The sequence below is a fragment of the Limnovirga soli genome (assembly GCF_013106755.1).
Taxonomy (GTDB): Bacteria; Bacteroidota; Bacteroidia; order Chitinophagales; family Chitinophagaceae; genus Limnovirga; species Limnovirga soli.
The window spans coordinates 71,570-97,847 of sequence record NZ_WHPF01000010.1 but is presented as its reverse complement, the minus strand read 5'-3'; the positions used below and the strand labels follow the sequence as shown (position 1 = coordinate 97,847).

The following is a 26,278-nucleotide window of genomic DNA, read 5'->3' as shown; positions in this document are numbered from 1 at the left end:
TGTTTTAATGTATAAAAAGCCCGGGGTAACCCTGGCTTTTTTTATGTTGTACCCGACAGTAGTTAATGCATGTAGCACCGCTTGCGTCGCACTCTTGTACGCCTGGCGCTTTATGCAGCTATAACTGCAAGTTCCTGTACCTGTATTATTGCCGCCATAAAAGTGGAACCCTGAACCGAGCGTGGCAAGTACAGCTGCCCAATAATCTACAGCCGGTAACATAATAAATACCAGCAATTGCAACCCGTTAAAAAGCTATCGTTTACTTTTGGCAAAAGCAATAGCATATGCGTGGTAAATTTTCGGGTTGGGACGATACAATTGCAGCATTGGCAACACCACAGGGAGTGGGTGCCATAGGGGTAATAAGGGTAAGTGGGGCAGGTAGTTTTACCATGGTAAACGCATTATTCCCCTCTAAAAACCTGATGGAACAGGCATCGCATACGCTACATGTTGGTTTATTAAAACAAGGGGCTGTAGTGCTTGACGAAGTAGTGCTGGCCTTGTTTAAAGGCCCCCGTTCTTATACCGGAGAGGATGTAATTGAAATATCCTGCCATGGCTCCAATTATATACAAGAGCAAATATTGCAGGCGCTGGTACAACAAGGTGCCCGTATTGCCAAACCCGGTGAGTTTACTCAAAGGGCATTCTTAAATGGCAAGCTGGATTTGGCCCAGGCGGAAGCCGTAGCTGATCTTATTGCCAGCAATACCGAAGCCAGTAAAAAAACATCAATACAACAAATGCGGGGTGGCTTTTCTCATGCATTAAAAGATATCAGAGACCAATTATTGAGCTTCTCCGCACTTATTGAGCTGGAACTGGATTTTTCCCAGGAAGATGTGGAATTTGCTGATCGCACACAATTCTTTGCCTTGTTGAAGGAAGCGCAGCAAAAAGTGGGCGCATTGCTCTCCTCGTTTGCATTGGGTAATGTAATTAAAAATGGGGTGCAGGTAGCTATTATTGGCAAGCCCAATGCAGGCAAATCTACCCTGCTAAATACATTGTTAAATGAAGAAAGAGCTATAGTTAGCGATATTGCCGGTACCACCCGCGATACCATAGAAGAAACATTAAACATCAACGGAATATTATTCAGGCTGGTAGATACTGCCGGTATACGCGAACACACCAACGATATTATTGAAGGTTTTGGGGTAGAGCGTAGTTTGGAAAAAATGCGATCGGCCGATATTGTGTTATACCTGTTTGACGTGCAAACCAATACGGATGCAGATTTGCAGGAAATAACCGCCATGCTGCAGCAGGAACAAATAAGGTACATTTTGGTAGGCAATAAGGCTGATGGCGATGCTGGCATGTATGCCAGCAAATACACCAGCGCAGAAAATATTATTTACATTTCTGCCCGCAATAAACAAAATATTGCCACCCTTACCCAGGCATTATATAGCACTACGGTTCAGGATGCTACCATTGGGGAGCAAACCATCATTACCAATGCCCGTCATGTGGCCGCATTGGAAAAAATACAGGATGCTATTACCGAAATTATGCAGGGCATGGAGCAGGGCCTTAGTGGCGATTTATTATCGCTGGATATAAAAACCTGCCTGCATTATCTGGGAGAGATTACCGGTGAAATTACCAACGAAGACCAGCTGGATTATATATTTAGTAAGTTTTGCATTGGAAAGTAGCCGACGCACGTAGAATGCAGATTTCCCGCTGTTTACATTCCTTTTCAGCGGATTATTGTTAACTTTTTTAGTGTTTATTTGCTACAAGTCCGTTGCTACTTTTAGTTTTTTAATTTTTTGCTATTATGAGACGAGATTAAAGGCAATTATGATACACATTCTGTTTCCTATAGCTTTTTTTGAATATTTTTTGTTACGATTTGAAAATCTATAGGAGATCGGATTGGAGAGCAGGGCGACATAACTTCGCTTTCTGGGATTAAAAGTGAAATACAATTAATATGTAGTTTGAATTTGTTAATCTAAGCGTTAAAGTTAAAACTCAACTAAAGTTCCTGATAGCAAAATAATTGATTGAAGATCAATATTGGCATACTATTGTACCGGTATTTCTCTGTGTCTTTTAGTCTTGACTTCTGCATTTATAATACAGTATCTAATTAACGACTGATTGATAAAGTAGGGTATAATGCTTATATTGCCTGTTTACACCAATTCTTTCTTAAAAGTTTATTTAACCACACCTGCTATGAAAGATAAATTTATCCTCATTCTCCTCCTTACCCTGTCTATTTCTTTTGTACAGGCGCAACAATCGTACCTCGACAGTAGTTTCAGCGGCAATTGCTCAGTGTCGGGAGATTTTAACAATGGTTATGGGGATGTTGAAAGTGCCCTTGCTATACAAAAAGACGGGAAGATAGTAGCTGTGGGCTACACGCTGTATGCCGCCCCGGCGTATTACGAGGTTATTGTAACGCGGTATAATGCAAATGGAACCACAGACAAAAAGTTTGGCACACAGGGAAAAATAAGCCAAGGCTATGGATTTGGCAATGATTATGGGAACGATGTAAAATTGCAGCCCGATGGAAAGATACTGGTGGCAGGTTATACCTTTCAACCGACAAGCAATTATGATTTTTTTGTGTCACGTTACAATAGGAATGGAACATTAGACAGCAGCTTTGGACATAACGGTAGTGTATTTATTGATAATACACTTAATTATGAGTATTACCCTGTAATGGCCTTGCAGGAAGACGGTAAAATTATTGTAACTGGAAGCACAGGTTCTGCCAGTCGGATTGCCGGTACTTTTATTGCCCGTTTAAATACCAATGGCACGCTGGATAACAGTTTTGGTACTAATGGCACCATCGTGCAAAAAATGGGTACTTCCAGCAATGAAAGGGGAACGGCAGTGATTTTACTACCGGGCACCAAAATAATTGTAGGTGGTTACTGCCAGGATGATGCATTCAACTACCAGTTTTGCCTGCTGGGATATGATAGTACTGGCAAGCCTCTCATGAATTTTGGTATAAATGGTAAGGTATTACTGCTGGTAACCGGATACGACCTGCTCCATGCTATGGCAGTATCTGCCGACAATAAAATACTGGCAGCGGGTGAGATGGGGAGTAATTTTGGGTTGGTAAAATTTGATGACCAAGGTAGGCTTGATAACAGTTTTGGCGACAGCGGGGTGGTTATAACCAATGTAGGAGGTTCGCATATAGCAAGGGCTGTGGCGGTGCAGCCAAATGGAAAGATCACTGTAGGTGGCGGTTCCTTTGTTTTGGCAAGATATAAGCCCAAAGGAGTTTTAGATAAAAGCTTTGGTGATAATGGCCTGATAAAGTCAAACTTTAATTTCAACACAAGCATGCTGACAATGGGATTACAGAAAGACGGTAAACCCGTAACCGGTGGATGGAAGTACGAAGGGGCAAATCCCACAGACTTTTTTACGGCAAGGTTTTTACCTGCATTGCAGGCACCGATTTCCGTTTCAAAGGCAGCAACTATACTACAGCAAAAAAATATTCCCAGCCTGAGTGCTTTTCCAAACCCCGCCACGCATTTTGTGTGGGTAAAGGGACTTTCCCTCAAACATGCTTCACAAATAACCATCAGCAATTATGCGGGTATTATTTTCAGGCAACAATTTGCAGAAAATAACACTATACTAAAAATCAACATCGCGGATATGCCAGCCGGGATGTATTACATTACTGTACAAGATAATGCAACAACCAGGAAATGTTTATTTCTTAAGAATTGATGTATAGAAATTTGATTACTGACAGTCTTTTGAAAAAGCAAATAAAATGATCTTGAGATATTTGCTCTCAAATTTACTGGCAGGCATCAGTTTTGTTTCTTTTAGCCATTTTCTGTTGACTTATCAAATCACTCCTTTCGCTGAAACATGCATAAAAATTGGCAAAGTCACTTTCTGTATCTCAGACAACTATCTAATCAAACTTCCTCCATTTGCCAGCTGGTTGGGTTTCAAAATTTGTTACTCTAAAATTATAATTTTTCGTAATTCATTGATTATGTATCAATTAATGCTGCCGTTTATCCTAATTATTTTTTGAAAACAAATCAAAATAATAGTTTAGAGTTAATGCACCTGAAAAAATCAACCATCGCCGGTATTGGTATGTACGTACCCCAAAATGTAGTAACCAATACAGATCTTTTGAAACATATGGACACCACAGATGAGTGGATACAACAGCGTACTGGTATTAAAGAAAGGCGCTATGCAGATCGGTTTGGAGAAACCACCACCACCATGGGTACTGCAGCGGCTAAAATGGCTATTGAAGATGCCGGAATAAAAAAAGAAGATATTGACTTTATCATATTTGATACACTTTCTCCTGATTATTATTTTCCCGGATGTGGGGTGCTTTTACAAAGAGATCTTGGGCTTGCAGGCATTGGTGCTTTGGATGTGCGTAATCAGTGCAGTGGTTTTATTTATGCTTTAAGTATTGCCGATCAATTTATACGAACTGGCACTTATAAAAACATATTGGTGGTAGGTGCCGAAAAGCATTCATTTGCCATAGATTTTTCTACAAGGGGCCGTACAGTGGGTGTTATGTTTGGAGATGGTGCAGGAGCAGTAATACTACAACCATCCTCCAATGAGGGGCAAGGTATATTAAGCGTTCATCTTCATAGCGATGGTAATGGTGCAGAGGCGCTTGCTTTTTGTAATCCCGGTACACATAGCAACCATTGGGTAAAAGAACCGGTAGCCGAATATGATGAGCAGGATTGGTTTGGCAATCAATATATCAGTCATAAAATGATTGATAATGCACAAATTTTTGCCCAGATGGATGGTAATGCCGTAATGAAACGAGCCATTACTTATTTACCCGTAGTTATAAATGAAGGCCTTACTGCAAATGGTCTTGTTGTAGATGATATAAACATGCTTATCTTGAATCAATCCAATGCCAGAATTGCTGAATATGTGCAACAAAAGCTTGGCTTAACGGATGATGAGATTTATATAAACATTCAACGGTATGGTAATACCACAGCCGCATCTATACCTATTGCAATGTTTGAAGCCGTAAAAGACAATAAATTAAAACGGGGCGATTTGCTTTGCCTGGCCTCTTATGGAAGTGGATTTACCTGGGCAAGTGCTATTATCAGGTTTTAATTTATTCTTTTTTTGTGAATAATATTTTCCCATATGGCAAGTAGTACACACGCCATTTCTTGTTAGCCAAGCCTTAATAAACTAATCAATTAGTATTTTCAATATAGCCTAATCGCTGTTTTCCAAATGCAGGTGTTGGTGGTAAGCGCCTGCTGCCAGGTGAAGTGCAAAACCCGCAATGGCAGTATCTTTTAGCATGTTAATGAGTGCTGCCAGCTGCAATTCTTTATCGCCTGCATACAGGTAATTGGGCAGGTGAATAAACAGCACAAAAACCAGTAGTATGCCTGCCAGTAAATAGCCTGCCAGCTTTACCATTTTATTAAAAATAAAAGCCAGTCCAACCAAAATAAAAGCAGTGCCGGTTGCATACACCCATAAAATACCGCCGGGTACAAATTCTGGCACAAACAGCAGCAGGTCGTGTGGATTAAGAAAATAAAATACGCCAAAAATAATCATTACGATCGCCAGCATGTAAATCGCAATACGCGATACAATGTGATAATGTTTCATATTCTTGATTTTAAAGTAAAAAGTTACAGAAATAAAATAGCGGGCTGCATGATTGTGGTCATGTGGGCAATAGCTGCAATACAATGCCCAACATATTAGTTTTTAATACTATTAATCATGGCATTAAATGTTTTGTAGCCCGGCGCATGAAAAGCTATTGGGCTTTACTTGCGTCGCACACTTGTACGGCTGTCTGGTATTTGGGCTATAAACAGCCCCGCTTATTTGCATAACACGTTTTTGGCTGTTACAAAAGCTGATTAGGCATTAGAACGTACAAGAGTGCGACGCAAGAGCAGTTGCAATACATTACCACTGCTGGTTACATAACTATTATCAGAAAAGATTAAGTAATGTTGAATTGTACTTATACTAACTTTTTGTAAAGTGCTAATAGGGTATATTTACTATTATTTGTACTTGACGTGAAAAGAAAACTAATGAAAATATTTTTTATTACAGCCATAATCTGCGCCTGCTGGCTGGTTTTTGCACAAAGCTGTATGCGTATGCGTACCACCGACAATGCAGCCCGGGAGGATTTTGCCAAACATAATACGCCGTTTACGCCTGCATTTTTTAATAGTGGTAATACCAATTTACACTATGTTGTAACCGGCAGCGATAGCTTGCCTACACTTTTTTTTGTGCATGGCTCGCCGGGCAGCTGGGATGCTTTTGCTGGCTATTTAAAAGATAGTTTACTTAGAACCCGCTACCGTATGATTAGTATTGACCGGCCGGGTTTTGGTTATAGCAATTTTGGTGAAGCGCTAAACTTGGAAGAACAGGGCAAGGCCATAAGTGCGCTGTTGGCGCATATAAATAATGGTAAGCCTTTATGTTTAATTGGGCATAGCCTGGGCGGCCCCATGGTTGTAAAACTGGCGGCAGATAATCCTAATGCGCATATTAGCAATCTGGTTATTTTAGCCGGGTCGGTAGACCCCGCAGAAGAAAAACCTGAAAACTGGCGGGTGCCATTAGACCGTACAGCCTTGCGGTATATGATACCCGGGGCTATGCGCCCAAGCAATGCTGAATTATTGATGTTTAAAAAGGATGTGGAAGAAATGCCCAAAGATTTGGCCAGTATTACCTGTAAGGTTTTAATTATGCATGGCAGTAAGGATGCGTTGGTTCCACCAGCTAATGCCGATTATGCTAAAGCACACCTTATAAAAGCAAAAGAGGTACAACTGGTTTGGTTTGAAGGCGAGAACCATTTTATACCATGGACAAAATTTGCCGATATACGCAATGCCTTATACACATTGGATATGCATGACTAATATTTTTATGGTAAAATGGACCATTTACGGCTAAAGCATATGGCAAATAATGGGATTTGGATGTTAAATTTGCCATTTGGCAAATTATATAAACTCTTATAAAAAGCTTTAACTTAATTACAATTAACAAACTACATTTATTGCAGAAAACTGATACTATGAATAAAAAGCTATTTGCATTTGTTGCATTATTATTTTCTTTCTTTTTTGCACAGGCACAATTGATGGAACCCAAAACAGTGTTTACCCATGGAGATACCCTGCGTGGCAGTATTACACCCGAAAGGGCCTGGTGGGATGTACAGCGCTATGATATTACCGTGCAACCTGATTATGCAACAAAAACCATTAGTGGTAAAACGGTTATTACGTATAAAGTGGTGAGTGATAGCTATCCGGCTTTTATGCAGATAGACTTGCAAAACCCCATGATACTGGACAGTGTATTATTTAACGGCGATAGAAAATTATCTTTTACCAAAGAGGAGAATGTTTGGCATGTACAAGTACCCAAACAACCAATGGCAGCGGTAAATAATGTGGTAGCTTATTTTCATGGAAAGCCAAGAGAAGCTGTTCGTCCGCCTTGGGATGGTGGCTGGATATGGAAAAAAGATGCCAAAGGCCGGCCATGGATGAGCGTAGCCTGCCAGGGGCTTGGCGCAAGTGTTTGGTATCCTTGTAAAGATCATCAAAGTGATGAGCCTGATAGCGGCGCTTCTTTAGCCATGATAGTGCCTGATAGTTTGGTGGCAGTAGGCAATGGCCGTTTAAAGGATAAAACCATGGCTGATGGCTTGGCTACCTATACCTGGGAAGTAAATAGCCCGATTAACAATTACTGCATTATTCCCTATATAGGCAAATATGTAAACTGGAGCGATACCTTGATGGGTGAAAAAGGCAAACTTGATCTAGGTTATTGGGTTTTGGATTATAATAAGGAAAAGGCTGTAAAGCAATTTGATCAGGTAAAGCTGATGTTGCGGGCTTTTGAATATTGGTTTGGCCCTTATCCTTTTTATGAGGATAGTTATAAGCTGGTTGATGCACCTCACCTGGGTATGGAACATCAAAGTGCAACTGCTTATGGTAATAAATACATGAATGGTTATTTAGGTCGTGACTTGTCAAATACCGGCTGGGGCTTGAAATGGGATTATATTATTATTCATGAAAGCGGCCACGAATGGTTTGCCAATAATGTTACCACTAAAGATATTGCTGATATGTGGGTACATGAAGGCCTTACCGATTATAGTGAAACCCTGTTCACCGATTATTATTATGGCAAACAGGCTGGCAATGAATATAATTATGGGCAAAGAGCAGGGATTGCCAATAAAGAAACGGTAATTGGATATTACGGCGTAAATAAAGAGGGGAGTGGAGATATGTACCCTAAAGGTGCCAATTTGATGCATTCCATCAGGCATATGATGGATAATGATGAAAAATTCAGACAAATATTAAGAGGGTTAAATAAAGATTTTTATCATCAAACCGTTACCAGCAATCAGGTAGAACAATATATAAGCCAGCATTCGGGTATTGATTTAAGTAAAGTGTTTGATCAATACCTTAGAAATACTGCTATACCAGTATTGGAATATACCGTATCGGCGGATAGAAAATCTGTTCAAATACGCTGGACCAATTGTATTGATGGCTTTAATATGCCATTGGTGTTAAAGGATGAAGCAGGTAAAATACTTCATTTTAGCCCAACTACTAAATGGCAAAAACTCAAATTGAATGGTATAGATGCTGCTGTTTTTGAAAGTGATTACCTGGAAAAGAATTTTTATATTACTACCAGGCCGGCATCGAATTAATAAGGCAGGCATACTTCGAAACAATATACATGTCGGGAATACGTAAACAGGCCATAACTTCCAGTATTTTAGTGTATGCAGGTACGCTTATAGGTGCCCTGAATACGTATTTCTTTATTAGTTATTTTAGCAAAGAACAATATGGTTTAACCCGGTTATTCTCTGATGTGGGGCAGAATTTTTATATCTTCTCCACATTGGGTGTAATACCGGTTTTGTATAAATTTTATCCCTACTATAAAGACAATCTGGAAGACAAAAAGAATGACCTGCTGGGCCGTACTTTTCTTATTTCCGGTATTGGTTTTATACTCGTAACCATTGGAGCCATTGTGTTTGAACCACTTGTGGTTCAGAAGTTTTCAAAGAATGCCTCTTTGTTTGTGGCGTATTATTTTTGGGTAATCCCTTTTTCTTTTGGGCTTTTATTCTTTTCTATACTGGAAAGCTATTCCTGGGTATTGCAAAAAACGGTTATTTCCAATTTTCTTAGGGAAACAGGTTTGCGTATTTGCATTCTTATTTTGGTATTGTTATACATAGGCCAGCTGATTAGTTTTTATACGTTTATGGTTTTATTTGCAATGACGTACATAGTTATTGCAGTTGTTTTAATGGTCTATTTTATTAAAACCAAAAAGGTACATCTAACCCTAACCAAAAGCCGGGTAACCAAAAAATACGCAAAGAAAATTTGGAGCATGCAGGGGTTAATATTTGGCGGCATTATTATAACTACCCTTGGCCAAACTATTGATGGGCTCATTATCTCCAGTTTGCTTGGGTTGGATTTGGCTGGGGTGTACACATTGGCCCTGTATATGTCTAACTTAATTCAAGTGCCGCAGCGCAGTATTTCTACCATTGCAACCGGGGTATTGGCGCGTAACTGGAAGGATAAGAATTTTGCAGAGATAACCCGTATTTATCAACGTTCCAGTATAAATATGCTGATTATTTCCCTATTCATTTTTGGCAATATTTGGCTCAATATTACAGATGGTTTAACGGTAGTAGGCGTATTTGATAAATATGGTGCCGGTATACCCCTCGTATTTATTTTTGGTATTATACGTGTAATTGATGGCGGCACAGGTGTAAATGCACAAATAATTGCCACATCTACCTTTTGGCGTTTTGAATTTATCAGCGGCATAGTTATGCTGGCATTGCGCATACCACTTACCTATATTTTTGTAAAACAATATGGCATTATAGGCTCAGCCTATAGCGATCTTATTTCTTTAACCGTATACAATTTTATTCGCTACGAATTTTTAAGGCGTAAATATGGCATGCAACCTTTTAGCGGCAAAACCTTTTATGTAATTGTATTATGCCTGTTGGCATTTGGGGTAGCCTATTATGCAGGGTATGGATTATTAGGCTGGCCGGCTATTTTCCTGCGCAGTATTGTATTTTCCGGAATTATAGCAACAGGCGTATTTTTCTTTCAGCTAACACCCGATGCGAGGCAGGTGTACGATAACCTGTTGCACAGGTTGCGTAAATAAATTTCCCCAGTCATTTTTTTTATTATTGTTTGGTGTAAGGCAAATGCCAAACAAAAAAAAGAGGCTTCATTTTTTTGAAGCCTCCTGCTACGATCACTTTTTTACTTTTTACGATTACAAATAAAAATTCAGGGTTGAAAGTTTTTTAGGATTTAGGGTTGAAAAAAGTGGTCATTCTCTCTTGCTGATTTTTAAGTTTTAGGGTTTGAAATTGGGTTTAGTTTTTTAAAAGTTCAGGGTTGAAAAAAGCGGTCGTTCTCTTTTGCTTTTTTAAGTTTTAAGGTTTGGTTTTTTAAGGTTAGGGTTAAAAAATGGGTTAATTGTTTTAAGGGTTTAGGGTTGAAAAAAGTGGTTATTCTTTTTTTAAAATTTAGTTTTTCTTTTGTTTAAAAGGGTTTGGTTTTTTTTGTTTTCTTAGGGTTTATCTTGTTTCCTTTTACAACATAAAGGTACTGCCGTGCCGGGGCGTCATTTGTAGTACCGGTAATGTATTTGTATTATACTTAGCCCTTTCTTTTTGTAGTGTTTTATCTACCCTTACAGTTGTTTGTATTTGCATCTAAGTGGGCCTTGTGGGCAATAAAAAAAGGCCTCGTTTTTGCGAAACCTTTTTTTAAAATCAAATCTTACATTTAGTAAGGATTAGGGTTGAAACTCTTCTTTAACCAAAACTGTTTATGAAAAAAAACTCTTACAACACAAAGTAACTACCCTTTATAAAATCTGATTGTAGTATTGTTTCACTAAAACTATTTATAGGCTGGTCAATTTCTTGTAGATATAATTCTACAAATACAATTATGGGCCCGGCTGTATCGCCAGTTTGTGCTTTACTTGCGTCGCACACTTGTACGGTTGCCTTTGTGGCAGCAAATAAATACACCTAACTTAATGTATTAAAGCAAAAATTACAGCCCCATTAATAACAAAGCGATGAACGGATTGCGACGCAAGTAAAGCTGCTATTTTATCTGCAGCTGGTATAATACTTATTTATAAAAGAACGGCTTTTACATATCTTTTGCCATATTTTCCCCAGTCTTTGGTGGCTTTGTCAATGGTTTCTTTTAGTGTGGTATTGTTTACTTTTTTGCCTTTTACGGGTGGCGCAAGCATAGCATCGGTTACCGTTTCGTTATAAATACGGGTGGCAAAAAAACTAAGGTGTTCGTGAGGTATGGCAACGCCTAAAATCATGCCCGGCAAACCAGTAAAAGATTCGGGGCCACTGCTTACCGGAATGGCATCTGCATAAAATGCTACTATATAAATAGAGTCCATAATAATGGCATTGGCACGCCTGCATTCTACGCCGGCAATATTGCGCATTTCATCAGTTATTTTCCATTGAATTTTTCGGGCACTATCGGTAATAAGAAATACCTGTTCAAATACTCTTTTTTGGCTTACAGACTGCTGTTGTTGCAGATCCTGATAAATGGTATTGTCTTCGGCAGGTTGTTCCCATAATTTATTGTTATCGGGGTTTTCTTTGCCAGGTTTATATATCGTTTTGTCGTTATTAAAATACAGGTTAAAATAATTGATTTTAAATTGTGGCATTGATTTTTTCATCAGGTCGCTCCACTCATCATCGTTTTCGTTTTGCGCATATAGGTTTAGTTTTCTTTCAAATTCAATACGGCCGGTGCGCAAAAAAACTGCGTTTTGTGCCACAGCAAATTTTGCAGTAAGTGTGGCGCTGAGTATAAAAAGGAACAATAATATATTTTTCATGATAGTTTGTTTAAGTTACGTTTACTCGTCATCGCCACCTGGAGAAGCTGTGCCAGCTTTGGTAAAATTCCATACAACCGATAACATAAAGTAGCGTTGAATGGTTGCGTATGTATTTTGCGTAATATAATTATTGCTTACTGTTCTGCTAAAGCCAAGGTTTTGGTTTAGTAAATCGTTTACAGTAGCTTTTAGCAGCAGTGCATCTTTTTTCATGAATTTTTTACCTACCCAGGCATTCCATAGTATTACGTTGGTATTATTATCAAACACAGAAGTTTTTTGCCTGAAATTGATATCAGCATCGCTATGTATCTGGAATTTAAGTGGCAGGTATACATCTACATTGGGCGATAAGCTAAAGGTCCAGTAATTGGTTTGAATAGATTTTTGTACAGATGAAGTACTACTGGTATAAGTGGCATTGGGCGAAATACTGATGCTGTATTTCTTGTCTACATCTTTACTTAGGTACATTCCTGCCGTATAGCTAACACTATTGGTAATATTGTTTACATCGTTTACAATGCTCACATTGCGCTGCGCATTAAAATTGCCATTAAAGCCCAGGCGTAAATCTATTTTCTTTAGTTTAAAACCATAGTCTATATATCCATTATAAGATCTGTTGCCAGTCACGTTTATACTTTGGTATATTCTTTTGCCTGAAGTATCAATATTGTCTCTGCTGCTGATGGCATTACCTGTAAAATTATAAGAGAAGCTTGTCCACAAGTTTCTATCAGTAAGTACTTTGTAATCTGAAAAATTAAAGCTAAACTCATTTTCAAAAGCAGGTTTTAAATTGGGATTGCCAATGTAAATATTTAAAGGGTCATCGTTACTGGCCACCGGCTGAAGATCGTTAATGGATGGCTGTTGCGTATTGCCATAATAATTAAATGAAAGTCTTTTCTGAGAACTAAATTTATAAGAAAGCGATGTTGATGGGTACCAGTTAATAAAGTTTCTTTTTACCTCGCTTTTTGTAAAGTTTTCAGTTTGGTTAAAGGAAGTAATACCTACATTATTGCCAGCGCTAAAGCGGAGCTTCTTTTTAACCAGGGTATAAGCAAATCCCCCTTTGTGCGTAAGTATATTAAAGCGATAATCGTTGCTGTAAATACTATCCAGCTCACTATATTTTCCACCACCATCCTTGTTAAAAGAGTTGCGTGTGGAATTACTATTGTTTACTACAATACCATAATTTAACACCAGCGAAGAAGAAGCAGATAAAGGCTCTGAATAGGTAATTTTTGTGTCGTACCCCTGGTTAACTGTTTTAGTAGTTTTATATTGGTCGGTAATTTGTTTTTGTGCAATTACACCTTTGCTATAGAATTGGTTTTCTGAATACAAATAGCCGGTAGCATCGTTGTTGGAAAAGCTTTGCCTAAGGTTGAAGGAAATGGTTCTTCCTTTCTTTTTAAATTTTTTACGCCACAATAAATTGCTGTTTACCGTACGTGTATCTCCTTCGGATGATAATGTTCTATCACTACTGTTCACTGGAAGTAAATTAATGTCTAAAGCCTGCGAGGTAGACACTGTTTTACTGATGGCATGGTCAATCCCTCCATCTGCGGTTATTTTTAAAGAGGAAGAACTGTCAATTTTAAATTCATAGCTGCCGTTCAGGCGGTTACGCAAAATTTGTTTGGCAAAATCTTCTTTGTAATTGTTGTAGTACAAAGTATCAGGTAAAATATATTGTGAATTGGTGGCACTGCCGCCATTCATATGCAGTTGAAGTATTTTATAATTCCCGTTTATATTTTGTCGGTCATCATTCCATTTGTTGTTATAATGTATGCCGCCTGTTTGCACTAGTGGAAAACCTTGTCCCCTGAATTGCCCATCCCAGGAGTCTAAAAAATCGCTGCTGCCGTTAATTGAAAAGTAACCATTGTTTTCATCATAATCGGCATTGCTTAAAAAGCTTTCTCCATAATTATCCCTGTCCTGCCAGTTTAATCCGGTTTTACCTGTGTTAGATACAATACCATAAACGGCAAATTTTTGTTTGTTTTTAAAAATATTAACCATGGCTTGATTGTCATGATATCCATCTGTTCCTCCACCTGCATTTATCTTTCCAAAATAGCCGTTCTTTTTATTGTCTTTAAGTTTAAGGTTAATGGTTTTGTTTTTCTCTCCATCATCTATTCCAGTAAAATCGGCCTGATCACTTTTTTTATCAAAAACCTGAACTTTTTCAATCATATCTGCCCTGAGGTTTTGAGTTACCAGTGTAGGGTCATCACCAAAAAATTCTTCTCCATCTACCAATACTTTCTGTACTTTTTCTCCCTGTGCAGTTATGTTCCCGTTTTTATCTATTTGTATACCTGGAAGTTTTTTAAGCAGGTCTTCTACGGTGGCATTGGCCTGCACTTTAAAACTATCTGCAGTATATTCGGTCGTATCTCCTTTTAATTTAATGGCACCTATTTGCTGTTTTACAATTACTTCCTTTAATATATTGGCTTTTAAAATCATTGCAATCCGGCCAAGGTCAACAATTGATGTATCAGTAAGGTTAATGGCATCAACATAATCTGCATAACTGGGGTATGAACTGAGTAATAGGTACTTGCCGGCCTTTAGGTTTTTTATTTCAAAAAATCCTTTGGCATTGCTTCGTGTAAAGCTTACCATCATGGAGTCTTTTGCATTTAGTAAAACCACCGAGGTATTTAACAAATTTTGTTTGCTGGTGGTATCCGTTATAACACCTTTTACAACGGCAGTTTGTGCCGTTGCAGTAGAAATGTACAGTATATAAATTCCAAAAAGCAGCAGTATTTTTTTCATGGTTGCATTTGAACGATTTTTAAAACCAATTATTGCCAACAAATTTGCTTATTTTGAGCTGTGTAAACTGTTAAGGATTACTAATTTTATGTCAATGGCAATTTTCCCTTTCTAAGTGGAAACCAAAAACAACTTCAATGGCAAATAATAAACATATTGGCGCTTTGCAAAAATACGAAGACATTCATTTTGTTGATTCAACTAAACCTGTTTGGAATTATTCTATACTTACCGAAGACGATATTACCCGTTTTCAGCAAGGTACCCATTCTACTATGTACAATCTTTTGGGTAATAAGCAATTTACCGTATTGGATACTCCGGGTACCTATTTTGCCGTTTGGGCACCAAATGCTACGCAGGTAAGTGTTATTGGTAATTTTAACGATTGGAATAACGAAACCCATCAGCTATTTGTACGTTTAGACAGTTCTGGCATTTGGGAAGGGTTTATTCCTAATGTACTGGCAGGCGAATCTTATAAATACCATATACACGGTTTTCAGGGTTTGCGTTTAGATAAAGGCGACCCCTATGCCCATTTTTGGGAAACACGCCCCCTTACTGCTTCCATCACCTGGGGAACATTTTATGATTGGGATGATGAACAGTGGATGCAAACCCGAAAAAAACACAACGATCTTAAAGCTCCATGGAGCGTATATGAAGTGCACCTGGCCAGCTGGATGCGCCCCGATAAAAATGATGAAGAACGGTATAATACCTATGCTCAAATAACGGAGCGCATGGTGCCATATGTTAAGGAAATGGGTTTTACACACGTAGAATTTATGCCGGTAAACGAGCATCCTTTCGATGGCAGTTGGGGCTACCAGGGTACGGGCTACTTCGCTTCCACTTCCCGCTTCGGCAGTCCGCAGGATTTTGCAGCCATGGTAGAGGCTTTTCATAAAGCTGGCATAGGCGTAATTATTGATTGGGTGCCATCCCATTTTCCTTACGATTCACACGGGTTGTTTATGTTTGATGGTACACATACCTACGAATACGCAGATATGCGCAAAGGTTACCATCCCGATTGGAACAGTTATATCTTTAACTATGCCCGTGGCGAAGTAAAAAGCTTTCTCATCAGCAGTGCACATTTTTGGTGTAACCGCTTTCATATTGATGGTTTAAGGGTAGATGCCGTTAGCTCTATGCTGCGGCTCGACTATAGCCGTAATGCCGGCCAATGGGAGCCTAATGAATTTGGAGGCAATGGCAATATTGAAGCCATCTCATTTATTAAAGACCTTAATATTACCCTGTACCGCGATTTTCCCGATATTCAAACCATTGCCGAAGAAGCTACCGACTGGCCAAAAATTAGCAGACCTATTTACGATGGTGGACTAGGCTTTGGAATGAAATGGATGATGGGCTGGATGCATGATACGCTGGATTACTTTAAAATGGATCCCATCTTCCGGCAGTTTCACCAGGATAAATTTGCCTTTAGCATGATGTATTTCTACGACGAAAACTTTATGCTTCCACTTAGCCACGATGAAGTGGTACATGGCAAAAGTCCCATGCTATATAAAATGCCAGGCGATGAATGGCAAAAATTTGCCAACCTGCGCCTATTGTATACCTATATGTTTACCCACCCCGGCGCCAAGCTCTTATTTATGGGCGATGAGTTTGGGCAAACCAGCGAATGGAATTACAAAAGCGAACTTCCCTGGGAACTGTTAAAACATGTAAGCCATGGAGGCATGAAATACTGTGTACAAAAACTTAACGAGCTTTACCGTGCCGAGCCGGCTTTGTATGAAAAGCAATTTGAACCAGGTGGCTTCGAGTGGGTAGACCTTAACCACCGGTCTGATTCTGTAATTACGTACAAAAGAAAAGGACTTAACCCCGAAGATGATGTGTTGGTAGTGTTAAACATGACTCCCATAGTGCGCAAAGACTGGCCTGTTCATGTGCAGGGTAAAAAAGAATGGTCAGAAATATTCAACAGTAACAATATAGAATTTTGGGGCACCGGCGATGTATACAATCCAACTATTCCTTTCGAAATTACCGATGAGGAAAGTGAATGGTACAAACTATCTGTACAATTGCCGGCCCTTAGCGCTATTGTTTTAAAATAATTTTTGGCCCGGCTGTAAATTGGGTAATCATCGTTCCTTGCGTCGCACACTTGTACGTTCCAATCAATGGGCAGCAATTCGGGTGCCATTCAATTATACTTAGGGTAAAACTACCACCATGCAACAATTACGCATTGCCATTGCCCAATTTGAACATAAAGGCGGCGATAAAGAACATAACCTTTCTATAATGGCCAATTTGGCCAAAACTGCAGCCGCTGAGGGTGCTGATATTATTTGCTTTCACGAAAGTTGCATTACCGGTTATGCATTTGCAAGAAAGTTTTCAAGAGCGCAAATGCTGGATATAGCAGAATATATTCCCACAGGGGAAAGTATACATGCTTTACAACAAATGGCAGCCGCAAATAACATTATTGTGCTTGCCGGCCTTTTTGAAAAAGACCATAACGATACTATTTACAAAGCCTTTGTTTGTGTTGATAAAAATGGGCTAATTGCCAATCACAGAAAATTGCACCCATTTATAAATACACATATAACACCTGGTAACAGTTATACCGTTTTTGAATTATTAGGCTGGAAATGCGGTATCCTTATTTGCTACGATAACAATATTGCAGAAAATGTAAGGGCCACCCATTTATTGGGCGCCGATATTATTTTTATGCCGCACGTAACCATGTGTACGCCTTCTACCAGGCCCGGCGCCGGTTTTGTAGATGCAGCTTTATGGTACAGCCGTGAAACCAATCCAACATCACTGCGCATAGAATTTGATGGTTTAAAAGGCCGTGAATGGCTGATGAAATGGCTGCCAGCCCGGGCTTACGATAATGCTATTTACGCTGTATTTGCAAATGCCATTGGTATGGATGATGATCAGCTAAAAAATGGCTGCTCAATGATTGTTGATCCCTTTGGCGATATTATTGCTGAATGTCGCAAATTGGGTAACGATGTTATCATTGCCACTATTACACAGGAAAAGCTTACACAGGCTGGTGGTTACCGTTATACCAATGCCAGAAGACCTGAATTGTATGCAGACATTATTGGTAAACCACACCAGTCTGTACAAAATGTAGTGTGGCTAGAGAAGCCACAGTAACCTGCAGGCTGTTGTTTTGCTGCATAAAGTATCTAACCGTACAAGTGTGCGACGCAAGTAAAGCCGCACCATGTTTTTAGCCAGGTTCATACATTGGCTTTTACATGTTTGTTTTTAAGTGCATAGAAATATTAGCTTTGTTTACAGAGGGTTTGCCCGTTTTTACAATTATGCCTGCATTTAATTACCATCCACAAAAATTATTTCTTCCTTTTTTTATTGGGCATTTACTGCTGGCTGGTATTGTTGCATTTGCTTATCAACAATATATTCAATGTCCGCCATTTATGCTTTGCTGGCATGTAGCTTTTGTGGTGAGCATGTATGGCTGTATAATTATAACGGGAAGCTTGCTTGCCTGTTTTTCGTCGGTTAATAGCATTGCTTTACAACATGCAATGGCTTTTTGCTGGGCCAGTGTTACCATCCTACTTTATTTTGTTTATATACTGGCTTTTATTGGGCAGGAGTATAATTCAAGACCATTTACGATGCTACTTTTTTGGTCCTATCTAAAAAATATGGATGCCTTAATTAGTAACACATCTTATAGTGCTGTTTGGGTGTATGCTGCATTGTTTGGTGTTCCCTGCCTGATTATGGTGGCAACCTTACGCTGGTGTGCTGAATTGTTTGCAACGCCATTTTATTATGCCACTAAATACATAAAAATATGGAGGCATTCTTCAAACAGGTTACAGCTAACTACATTGATTTCTTGTTTTGCCTGTATACTTGTAGCAATGGTTATTGCAGAGGGTTATGGAGAAAAATGCATACTTAGGATGCAGTACCTGGAAGAGCCTGCTAGCAGGGTGTTACTCACCGACAGAACTATTTATCAAAACCAAACCCTGCAACAGGGTGAGGAAGATATTAGCATAAGAAAAAATTATCCGGATACAAATCAATTCAAAAAAAAGAACGTAGTAATTATTATTGTAGATGCACTTAGGGCCGACCACCTGAGCATGTATGGTTATGGTAGAAAAACCAGTCCCTTTTTAGATAGCATGTACAACAATGGCCATTTGCAAAAGGCAAATATTTGCTTTTCAGCGGCAGGTGCCTCATTTGCAGGTATTTTGGGTATAGAGCGCTCAAAAATATGGAGCCATATAGGGCACTCTAATTTTTCAATTCAGGATCTGTTGCGTGATAAAGGGTACGAGATTAATTTTTTAATATCAGGCGATCATACCAATTATTACGATCTTAAATCTTTTTATGGCAACGATACCCTGTTTAACGTTTACCTGGATGGGTCTGGCGCAAGACGTTATACCCGCAATGATGATAGTATTATTTTTGAGGGATTAGGTTTGGTAAAAAACTATCAAAACAACCCTTCTTTTTTTCAGATTCATTTAAACTCAGCACACTTTACAGGCAAAAAATATGCGGCTTTTCAGCAATTTACACCCTGCCGTCATAATAAGAATAGAGTAGAATATACCAATAATTACGACAATGGTATTTTGCAGGCCGATTATTTTATTCGCAATATTTTTAACACCTTACAGCAAAAGGGTTATTTACAAAATAGCATAGTAATTGTTACCGCAGATCATGGCGAGGCACTTGGAGAAAGAGGCATTTACGGCCATACCAAAAATGTATATACCGATCATATTTTAACACCCTTGCTTATTTACGATAGTGATAGTGTACAATATCATCAGCTGAAATATGCCACTGCTCTGGATATAGCGCCCACCATTGTAGACCGGCTGGGTTTGCCCATACCTGCAAGCTGGGAAGGCTGTTCGCTGCTAAATGGAACGGTAAAAAAATATTCGTATCATCAGATGGGAGATTATTATGCAGTAATGTTGCGCAGCGATAGTGCTTTGATAAAATACATATACAATGGTAAAACACACACCGAAGAATTGTACAGCCTAACCAATGATTTGTACGAAAAACATAATCTTATTTCGGCTACATCACCTGCGTTAATTGATAGTTTCAGGCAGCAGTTAAACCTGTTTAATATACAGTGGCTAAGTAAATAAATTAATAGCAAGAGCTAATAATAAGCCTATTTATTTACCCGGCAGTAGGTAGCAAATTGGCTTTACTTGCGTCGCAGGTTTGTGCTATGGTAATGCTATGCAGCAGCTAATACAATTAGGATTGTTTGCTCAGTTAGATTGTTTGTAATGGCTATCTGGCGCTGTTCACAAACAGTTTGTAAACACCAAATGCAGTTGGCTGTTAAAAGCTGCTGCAAGTGCTGTTGTACAAGTGTGCGACGCAAGTAAAGCTGCCATGAAAACTTATTGCCTGGCCCAAAACATACTACTGCATAAATAGTAATACAAGCATTTTACATTCGTTCCGGCACCTGAATGCCCAGTAATTGCATACCATTTTTAATGGTATACGCAGTGAGTTGTGCAATGTGTTTACGCAGGTGTTGCTTTTCGTTGCTTTCGGCATTGGCAATAGAATGCTCAGTATAAAATGAGTTAAATGTCTTGGCCAGATTAAAAATATAAATAGCCAGTTTAGAAGGGTCTTGCTCTGCCGCCGCTTCTGCAATTACTGAATTAAATTGTTCAAGTTGTGCAATAACCTGCTTTTCCAATGGCAATAATATACCGGCCGCGGGTTGAGGTACAGTAGCGTCCAGTTTACGCAAAATGCTCTTTATTCTGGCATGGGTGTACTGTATAAATGGCCCGGTAAAACCATGAAAATCTATACTTTCCTCCGGGTTGAAAATCATTTTACGTTTAGGATCAACCCTTAGCAAAAAGAATTTTAAGGCACCAAGGCCAATGGTATTGTATAGCTCAGTTAATTCATCGCTGGTAAAGTCTTTTACCTTGCCCAGTTCCTCTGTTTTAGCTTTAGAAATGCTAATCATTTCTTCTACTATATCATCGGCATCTACAACGGTACCTTCACGGCTTTTCATTTTACCGGTAGGTAATTCTACCATGCCATAGCTTAAATGGTCTATACCATCAGCAGAGGGTAAGCCCAGTTTTTGGCAAATCAGTTTCAATACTTTAAAATGGTAATTCTGTTCATCGCCCACCACATAAATGCTTTGGTCGCATTTAAACTCCTCGTATTTGTTTACGGCAAGGCCAATATCCTGTGTCATATATACTGATGTGCCGTCTCTTCTTCTTACTATTTTTCTGTCAAGTCCATCTGCCGTTAGGTCAATCCACACACTGCCATCTGCTTCCTGTTCAAATACCTTTTTGGCCAGGCCAGATTCTACCAAATCTTTACCCAATAAATAGGTTTCACTTTCATAGTAGGTTTTGTCAAAATCGCTGCCTATTTTTTGGTAGGTGGCACCAAAACCCTCGTATACCCATTCATTCATGGTTTTCCATAAATGCATTATTTCGGGTTTGCCTGCTTCCCAATCAATCAGCATTTGTTGGGCAGCCTTAAAAATAGGCGCTTCTTTTTCGGCCAGTTCTTTGGTCATGCCACCGGCAGTTAATTCTTCTATTTGCTGTTTATAAACATCGTTGAATTTTACATAGTAGTCACCAACAAAATGGTCTCCTTTCATTTGGGTAGATTGTGGTGTGGCCCCATTGCCAAAAAGCTGCCAGGCAATCATACTTTTACAAATATGAATACCGCGATCGTTTACAATACAGGTCTTTATAACCTCGCAGCCGTTGGCTTTTAATATGGCTGCAATGCTCCAGCCCAGAAAATTATTGCGTAAATGCCCAAGGTGCAGCGGCTTGTTGGTATTGGGGGATGAATATTCCACCATTACTTTTTTACCGTTGGATGGTTGTATTCCATATTGACTATTTGGGTACTCTCTATTTAAAAAAGATAACCAGAAATGGTTAGCAATTTCGAGGTTTAAAAACCCTTTTATAATATTAAAGCTGCTAAAGAGGTTAGGTTGTTGGGTTACTAAATGCTTGCCAATATCATTACCAATGGCCTCGGGAGATTGGCGTAATTGTTTTATTAGCGCAAACAATACAATGGTATAATCGCCTTCAAATTCTGGTTTTGTGGCATTTACGGTAATTTGTTCAGGATTGATATCAACCTGATAAATATCCTTAATTGCAGCTGCTGCAGCCTCTTTTATAAAATCAACAACACTCATCTTAATTAATTTGGGTGGCAAAAATACAGAAAAGCAATTTGGCAGCATTGCTAAAACCCAATTCAATGTGGTATAAACCCGGCTTTGGCTTTTAACAACATAAAATCATTTAAACAATTACCTTCGCCGCCGTTTATGATCAAATTGCATTTCTGGCTAAAGAAAACCATTTTGCAGGTGGTGGATATTTTCTATCCTCCGTTCAAAAAAATCATGCCGCTGCAAACTTTCAGGTATGCAGCCTGTGGTGGGGGCAATACGGCTTTTGGTATATTTCTGTACTTTATTGCCAATAATTTCATTTTTCTAAAGCCGGCAGTAGACCTTGGTTTTTTTGCTTTAAAGCCCTATATAGCAGCGGAATACCTGTTTTCTATCTGGTTTACCTTCCCCATTGGTTTTTATTTAAGCCGTTATGTTGTTTTCCCCGAATCTGAAATAAAAAAAGGTATCCAACTTTTCCGCTATTTTGTAACTGTAGCCGGCGCTATTCTATTAAAGTATATATTACTAAAATTATTTATCGAGGTTTTTGGCTGGTATCCTACGCCTGCCAATATGATTACCTCTGTATTTGTAATCACATTCAGCTATCTGGCACAACGCTTTTTCTCTTTCAAGTCAGCTAAAGTATAAAATTGCTATTGTTATATACCTGCCAAAAAGCAGCGAATGGTTATGATGTAGAAAATATTCTACACTAAAAAAGTACATTTTATAAATCATCTTTAATCGCATTACTACATCCATAGTTTGGGTGCGGCTGTAATTTTACAGTGTTAATAAAAGCAAACAGTATTCAACCCTTTACCCTTAGAAAGCGACCATCCGTATCCTAAAGACAAAACCTACCACAATCCTATGAAGTTTAAAAGACCCGTATTTTTACGGGTCTTTTGTTTTATTAGATTTTAAACAGATAATTATTAGCCAGGCAGCAGTAAAGTTGGCATCTTCCCTTGCGTCGCACTCTTGTGCCTCCGGTTCTTTTATCGGCAAAAAACTGCAGTATTAGCGAAGGGTATACTTTACTGTATCAGTAATTTGCCATTATAAAGTATGGTATCATTTCGGGTAATTTGAACAATATACATACCCTTTGCAAGCCTATGTATGGGAATATCCTGACGCAAATTGCTTATTGTTTCCTGTAATACTTTTTTCCCCATCATATCGTAAATAGTAAGTGCATTTGCCAAAAAATTATTGGATAATACTACCAGTTTGCCATTTTGTGGCACCGGGTTCGGAAACAGCACAATGGTATTATTGCCAAAATAGTATACAGTAGCGGTATTGCTATACAAAACAGTGCCATTATTTAAAGTAACAACAGCACGATAAGTATTAATGCCATTGTGTAAGGTATTGTCTTCAAAACTATTATTCAGCTGGGTAACCTGTGTTAATGTGGCAATATTCACCCATCCATTTAAACCCAATTCTTCAAAAGCAATATGATTAATATTTACAACCGTTCCCAGTGACAGTTGTAAGCTGGCATTATTACTGGAGTTTAGATCGGCTAAAAAATTGCTGATATAACAACCAATACCTTGTGTGCTATAATCAAATGTATAACTATTTACACCAGTATGGCCGGCGCTAAATACCGGTCTTACAGCTACATATTTATTCTGCAAATAATTAACTGGTAAAATAATACTGGTGTCGTTGGTTAGTGCTGCTTCCAACAAATAAGTATTACCCAGTTTAAGCACTTCATATTGCGAAATACCTTTAATGGCTTCCCAATAAATCATTAAAGAGTCGGAACAACTAAATCCAATTTTCGGGTATAATTGTCGTGAAAAATTAAAGGTATCGCTAACATAAATAGAACTGCCAATAATGCATCTTGCAGTTACCAATGCAAATGTATCCGGGGTATTCCATTTGTAATAAAGTTGTGTCAGGTTAACAGCGGCATCAATGGTTTGCCAGTTATTGCTACCCGTATATTTATATTCCAATACCCCTGTGGTACCGGTATTGTAATTGCTTTGCCAGCGAAATATGGCAGCCGAACCTGCAGTAAAGTGGTCCTCTTTTGCCGGGGAAATAAATTCAAATGTATTGGCCGTATCCCATCTGTATACTATATAATAGGCTTGTGGGTTGGTTACAATTTTGGTTCCTTTTACATGTATGATATAATCACCTGTCGGCGGGTTTGCAATATAAATTTGTTCAACAGTATTAAGGCTGTCTATTCCATTTTTGGCAGGCAGTAATAAAGAATCTGTTATTGCAGCGCTATTTAATACCCATGGGTAATTTATCTGTTGATTGCTGTTTTGTTCAAGGCTGATATCTACATCGTTTACCAGAGCGGTAAAAGCATTTGTATTGGCAACCGTATCATTCCAAACAAGGGTAATTTTCAAATTAATGGCATTTGAAGGAATACTAATGGAATGATTGATTATTTCATTTTGACTAATTGTACCATTAAATATATTACCCGATAAAATGTCTTTTACAGCTTTATAGGTATTTACATTTCCATAGCCTGAATAGAAATCCGGTCCGGGAGTTAATATATCATCGGCGCTGTTGATGAGGATAGCTTTTACCAATGCATTTTCTGGTAATACCTGGTTATGTAAACTGGCATATGCGCTTTGTACGGCCAACGCCACGCCAGAAGTAATGGCTGCTGCACCGGAGCTGCCATCGTTACCATAAGCCACCAGTTCCGGTTTAATCCTTCCATCATAGGCCGGGCCTTTTGAACTTAAAACCGGTACCTGATAAAATGAATCAACCGATCCAACCGTTATGATATTTTTAGCCATCTTAAAACTCCCTGTTAGGTTGGCAAAACCTGCAAGCCCGGCATAATTACCATCTGTTGGCGTGGCACTACCCGAGTTGCCGGCAGAAAATATATGTAGTAGTGTTGGGTTATCCAACATGCTTTTATCATAGGCGGCAGCATCTGCACCGTAAAAATTTTCAACCCCAACCCCATATGAATGGTTTTGCACACTAATATTATATTGCTGGTAACTGGCATTACTTTCGGGCAGCAAATTGGTAAAAGATGCCGAAGATAAACGGCAACCCCATGCTACTCCTTTGCCGGAAAAAAAGCTGTTGCCTCCACCACCAATTAAAGTGGCCATTATGCTGGCATGGGTGGTTTGCTGACTGCCCGCAAAATTGGTATGCAGATACCTTCCACTAAAATCAATATCGGTACTATCAAACAAATTTTCTTTAACTGATGTGGTTAAACCAGCACCATTTATTGATGGATATTTTGCAAAAAATAAATTGGTGGCATTTACGCTGTTATCATAGTCATTTATTGAAGTTTCTTCAACAGGCTTGTTTGGTTTCGAATCAATAAAAACAACAAAGGCATTAGGCAATAATTGCTCTTTTACAAAAGCGGCAGAGGTTTTAATTTCGTACAACTGCAGGGAAGGGTAGCGACTTAAAATAATAGCACTTGCCTTGTGTTGCGCCAACCAATTTTCAAAATCCAAACTATCAGCCGGATGAATTTGTATGAAGTAATTGCCATTTTTTGCGGCATTTGTTTTAAGATTAGCACTTAGCTTCCAGTTATTATTTGCTTTTTTAATGGTGCTTATTTGGGTAAAAGCACTTAGCTCTTTTTTGGTTGCTGATACAATAAACCAGTTTTTATCAATTTGCCTTAATATGTGTTGATTAAAGCGTTTTGTAAATAATGTATTGTTGCCTTCCGTAATTTTAACCAGATAAGTGCGTGTTACCTCATTAGCAATGGTGGGTGAATTACTGGTATCTTCGAAATAATTGATGTTGGTAGTTGTGGTTTTCGCTGAGGTGTTTTGCTGTGAAAATAAAGGCTCTGTTATGCAGCAAATAAACATTAAAATAATATACCTCATTGCAAATAATTGAATTCTATGTAATAGCATTTCCATTCAAAAATATACAATCCTTTTTAGCTGTTTGTTAATTGTTTCTTTAAGTATATTGTAAAACAGCAATAAGCCATTGTAATTTTACAATGGCTTATTGCTGTATAAAGGGTTAATATGTGGTATGCTTACCCCCTTTGGAGTGTTATGTTTTATTGCTGCCATATTGCTTAACGTACAAGAGTGCGACGCAAGTAAAGCGCCATACCTGTTATTTAGCCTG

Annotated in this window: 15 protein-coding genes; 10 read left to right on the top strand and 5 right to left on the bottom strand. The window is 38.7% G+C overall.

The window, feature by feature from the left end:
- Nucleotides 1-287 precede the first annotated feature (287 nt).
- The 3 genes from mnmE (at nt 288) to GD597_RS14650 (ending at nt 5,145) form a co-directional block, all read left to right on the top strand.
- Nucleotides 288-1,670 (top strand): tRNA uridine-5-carboxymethylaminomethyl(34) synthesis GTPase MnmE, encoded by a 1,383-nt coding sequence (gene mnmE, locus GD597_RS14660; RefSeq protein ID WP_171608633.1) that lies wholly within the window; start codon nt 288-290, stop codon nt 1,668-1,670.
- A gap of 529 nt (nt 1,671-2,199) precedes the next feature.
- Complete coding sequence (locus GD597_RS14655) at nt 2,200-3,738, top strand: T9SS type A sorting domain-containing protein (protein ID WP_171608632.1); 1,539 nt, start codon at nt 2,200-2,202, stop codon at nt 3,736-3,738.
- A 315-nt stretch (nt 3,739-4,053) separates the two neighbouring features.
- Complete coding sequence (locus GD597_RS14650; RefSeq protein WP_216368594.1) at nt 4,054-5,145, top strand: 3-oxoacyl-ACP synthase III family protein; 1,092 nt, start codon at nt 4,054-4,056, stop codon at nt 5,143-5,145.
- Nucleotides 5,146-5,253: 108 nt separating this feature from the next.
- On the opposite strand, the gene GD597_RS14645 is transcribed toward GD597_RS14650, so the two are convergent.
- Nucleotides 5,254-5,661, bottom strand: coding sequence for a DoxX family protein (locus GD597_RS14645; RefSeq protein WP_171608631.1), 408 nt, complete (start codon nt 5,659-5,661; stop codon nt 5,254-5,256).
- Between the two features lie 440 nt (nt 5,662-6,101).
- On the opposite strand from GD597_RS14645, the gene GD597_RS14640 reads away from it, so the two are divergent.
- The 3 genes from GD597_RS14640 to GD597_RS14630 all read left to right on the top strand — a co-directional run bounded on the left by GD597_RS14640 (nt 6,102) and on the right by GD597_RS14630 (nt 10,302).
- The gene (locus tag GD597_RS14640; protein WP_171608630.1) at nt 6,102-6,953 is read left to right on the top strand and encodes an alpha/beta fold hydrolase; all 852 of its coding nucleotides are present in this window, start codon (nt 6,102-6,104) and stop codon (nt 6,951-6,953) included.
- Nucleotides 6,954-7,111: 158 nt separating this feature from the next.
- Complete coding sequence (locus tag GD597_RS14635; RefSeq protein WP_171608629.1) at nt 7,112-8,788, top strand: M1 family metallopeptidase; 1,677 nt, start codon at nt 7,112-7,114, stop codon at nt 8,786-8,788.
- A gap of 29 nt (nt 8,789-8,817) precedes the next feature.
- Nucleotides 8,818-10,302, top strand: coding sequence for a polysaccharide biosynthesis C-terminal domain-containing protein (locus tag GD597_RS14630; protein ID WP_171608628.1), 1,485 nt, complete (start codon nt 8,818-8,820; stop codon nt 10,300-10,302).
- A gap of 993 nt (nt 10,303-11,295) precedes the next feature.
- On the opposite strand, the gene GD597_RS14625 is transcribed toward GD597_RS14630, so the two are convergent.
- Nucleotides 11,296-12,039, bottom strand: a complete 744-nt coding sequence (locus GD597_RS14625) for a GLPGLI family protein (RefSeq protein WP_171608627.1) — start codon at nt 12,037-12,039, stop codon at nt 11,296-11,298.
- Between the two features lie 21 nt (nt 12,040-12,060).
- On the bottom strand, nt 12,061-14,856 hold the full coding sequence (locus GD597_RS14620) for an outer membrane beta-barrel family protein (RefSeq protein WP_171608626.1): 2,796 nt from the start codon (nt 14,854-14,856) through the stop codon (nt 12,061-12,063).
- Nucleotides 14,857-14,993: 137 nt separating this feature from the next.
- Between GD597_RS14620 and glgB the strand changes: the two genes are divergently transcribed.
- The 3 genes from glgB to GD597_RS14605 all read left to right on the top strand — a co-directional run bounded on the left by glgB (nt 14,994) and on the right by GD597_RS14605 (nt 20,048).
- Nucleotides 14,994-16,961 (top strand): 1,4-alpha-glucan branching protein GlgB, encoded by a 1,968-nt coding sequence (gene glgB, locus GD597_RS14615; protein ID WP_171608625.1) that lies wholly within the window; start codon nt 14,994-14,996, stop codon nt 16,959-16,961.
- 118 nt (nt 16,962-17,079) lie between these two features.
- Complete coding sequence (locus GD597_RS14610; RefSeq protein WP_171608624.1) at nt 17,080-18,033, top strand: nitrilase family protein; 954 nt, start codon at nt 17,080-17,082, stop codon at nt 18,031-18,033.
- A gap of 104 nt (nt 18,034-18,137) precedes the next feature.
- A complete protein-coding gene (locus tag GD597_RS14605; RefSeq protein WP_171608623.1) occupies nt 18,138-20,048 on the top strand; it encodes a sulfatase-like hydrolase/transferase in 1,911 nt (636 codons plus the stop codon).
- Between the two features lie 314 nt (nt 20,049-20,362).
- Here the strand turns inward: GD597_RS14605 and argS are convergent, their stop codons facing one another.
- The gene (gene argS, locus GD597_RS14600; protein ID WP_171608622.1) at nt 20,363-22,138 is read right to left on the bottom strand and encodes an arginine--tRNA ligase; all 1,776 of its coding nucleotides are present in this window, start codon (nt 22,136-22,138) and stop codon (nt 20,363-20,365) included.
- A gap of 135 nt (nt 22,139-22,273) precedes the next feature.
- Between argS and GD597_RS14595 the strand changes: the two genes are divergently transcribed.
- Complete coding sequence (locus GD597_RS14595; protein ID WP_171608621.1) at nt 22,274-22,774, top strand: GtrA family protein; 501 nt, start codon at nt 22,274-22,276, stop codon at nt 22,772-22,774.
- A gap of 392 nt (nt 22,775-23,166) precedes the next feature.
- On the opposite strand, the gene GD597_RS14590 is transcribed toward GD597_RS14595, so the two are convergent.
- Nucleotides 23,167-26,022, bottom strand: a complete 2,856-nt coding sequence (locus tag GD597_RS14590) for a S8 family peptidase (RefSeq protein ID WP_171608620.1) — start codon at nt 26,020-26,022, stop codon at nt 23,167-23,169.
- Nucleotides 26,023-26,278 lie beyond the last annotated feature (256 nt).

What these genes read in the sequence shown, in the direction of transcription:
- mnmE (WP_171608633.1), top strand. Translation starts at nt 288, where the DNA reads ATGCGTGGTAAATTTTCGGGTTGGGACGATACAATTGCAGCATTGGCA.
- GD597_RS14655 (WP_171608632.1), top strand. Translation starts at nt 2,200, where the DNA reads ATGAAAGATAAATTTATCCTCATTCTCCTCCTTACCCTGTCTATTTCT.
- GD597_RS14645 (WP_171608631.1), bottom strand. Translation starts at nt 5,661, where the DNA reads ATGAAACATTATCACATTGTATCGCGTATTGCGATTTACATGCTGGCG.
- GD597_RS14640 (WP_171608630.1), top strand. Translation starts at nt 6,102, where the DNA reads ATGAAAATATTTTTTATTACAGCCATAATCTGCGCCTGCTGGCTGGTT.
- GD597_RS14635 (WP_171608629.1), top strand. Translation starts at nt 7,112, where the DNA reads ATGAATAAAAAGCTATTTGCATTTGTTGCATTATTATTTTCTTTCTTT.
- GD597_RS14630 (WP_171608628.1), top strand. Translation starts at nt 8,818, where the DNA reads ATGTCGGGAATACGTAAACAGGCCATAACTTCCAGTATTTTAGTGTAT.
- GD597_RS14625 (WP_171608627.1), bottom strand. Translation starts at nt 12,039, where the DNA reads ATGAAAAATATATTATTGTTCCTTTTTATACTCAGCGCCACACTTACT.
- GD597_RS14620 (WP_171608626.1), bottom strand. Translation starts at nt 14,856, where the DNA reads ATGAAAAAAATACTGCTGCTTTTTGGAATTTATATACTGTACATTTCT.
- glgB (WP_171608625.1), top strand. Translation starts at nt 14,994, where the DNA reads ATGGCAAATAATAAACATATTGGCGCTTTGCAAAAATACGAAGACATT.
- GD597_RS14610 (WP_171608624.1), top strand. Translation starts at nt 17,080, where the DNA reads ATGCAACAATTACGCATTGCCATTGCCCAATTTGAACATAAAGGCGGC.
- GD597_RS14605 (WP_171608623.1), top strand. Translation starts at nt 18,138, where the DNA reads ATGTTTGTTTTTAAGTGCATAGAAATATTAGCTTTGTTTACAGAGGGT.
- argS (WP_171608622.1), bottom strand. Translation starts at nt 22,138, where the DNA reads ATGAGTGTTGTTGATTTTATAAAAGAGGCTGCAGCAGCTGCAATTAAG.
- GD597_RS14595 (WP_171608621.1), top strand. Translation starts at nt 22,274, where the DNA reads ATGATCAAATTGCATTTCTGGCTAAAGAAAACCATTTTGCAGGTGGTG.
- GD597_RS14590 (WP_171608620.1), bottom strand. Translation starts at nt 26,022, where the DNA reads ATGAGGTATATTATTTTAATGTTTATTTGCTGCATAACAGAGCCTTTA.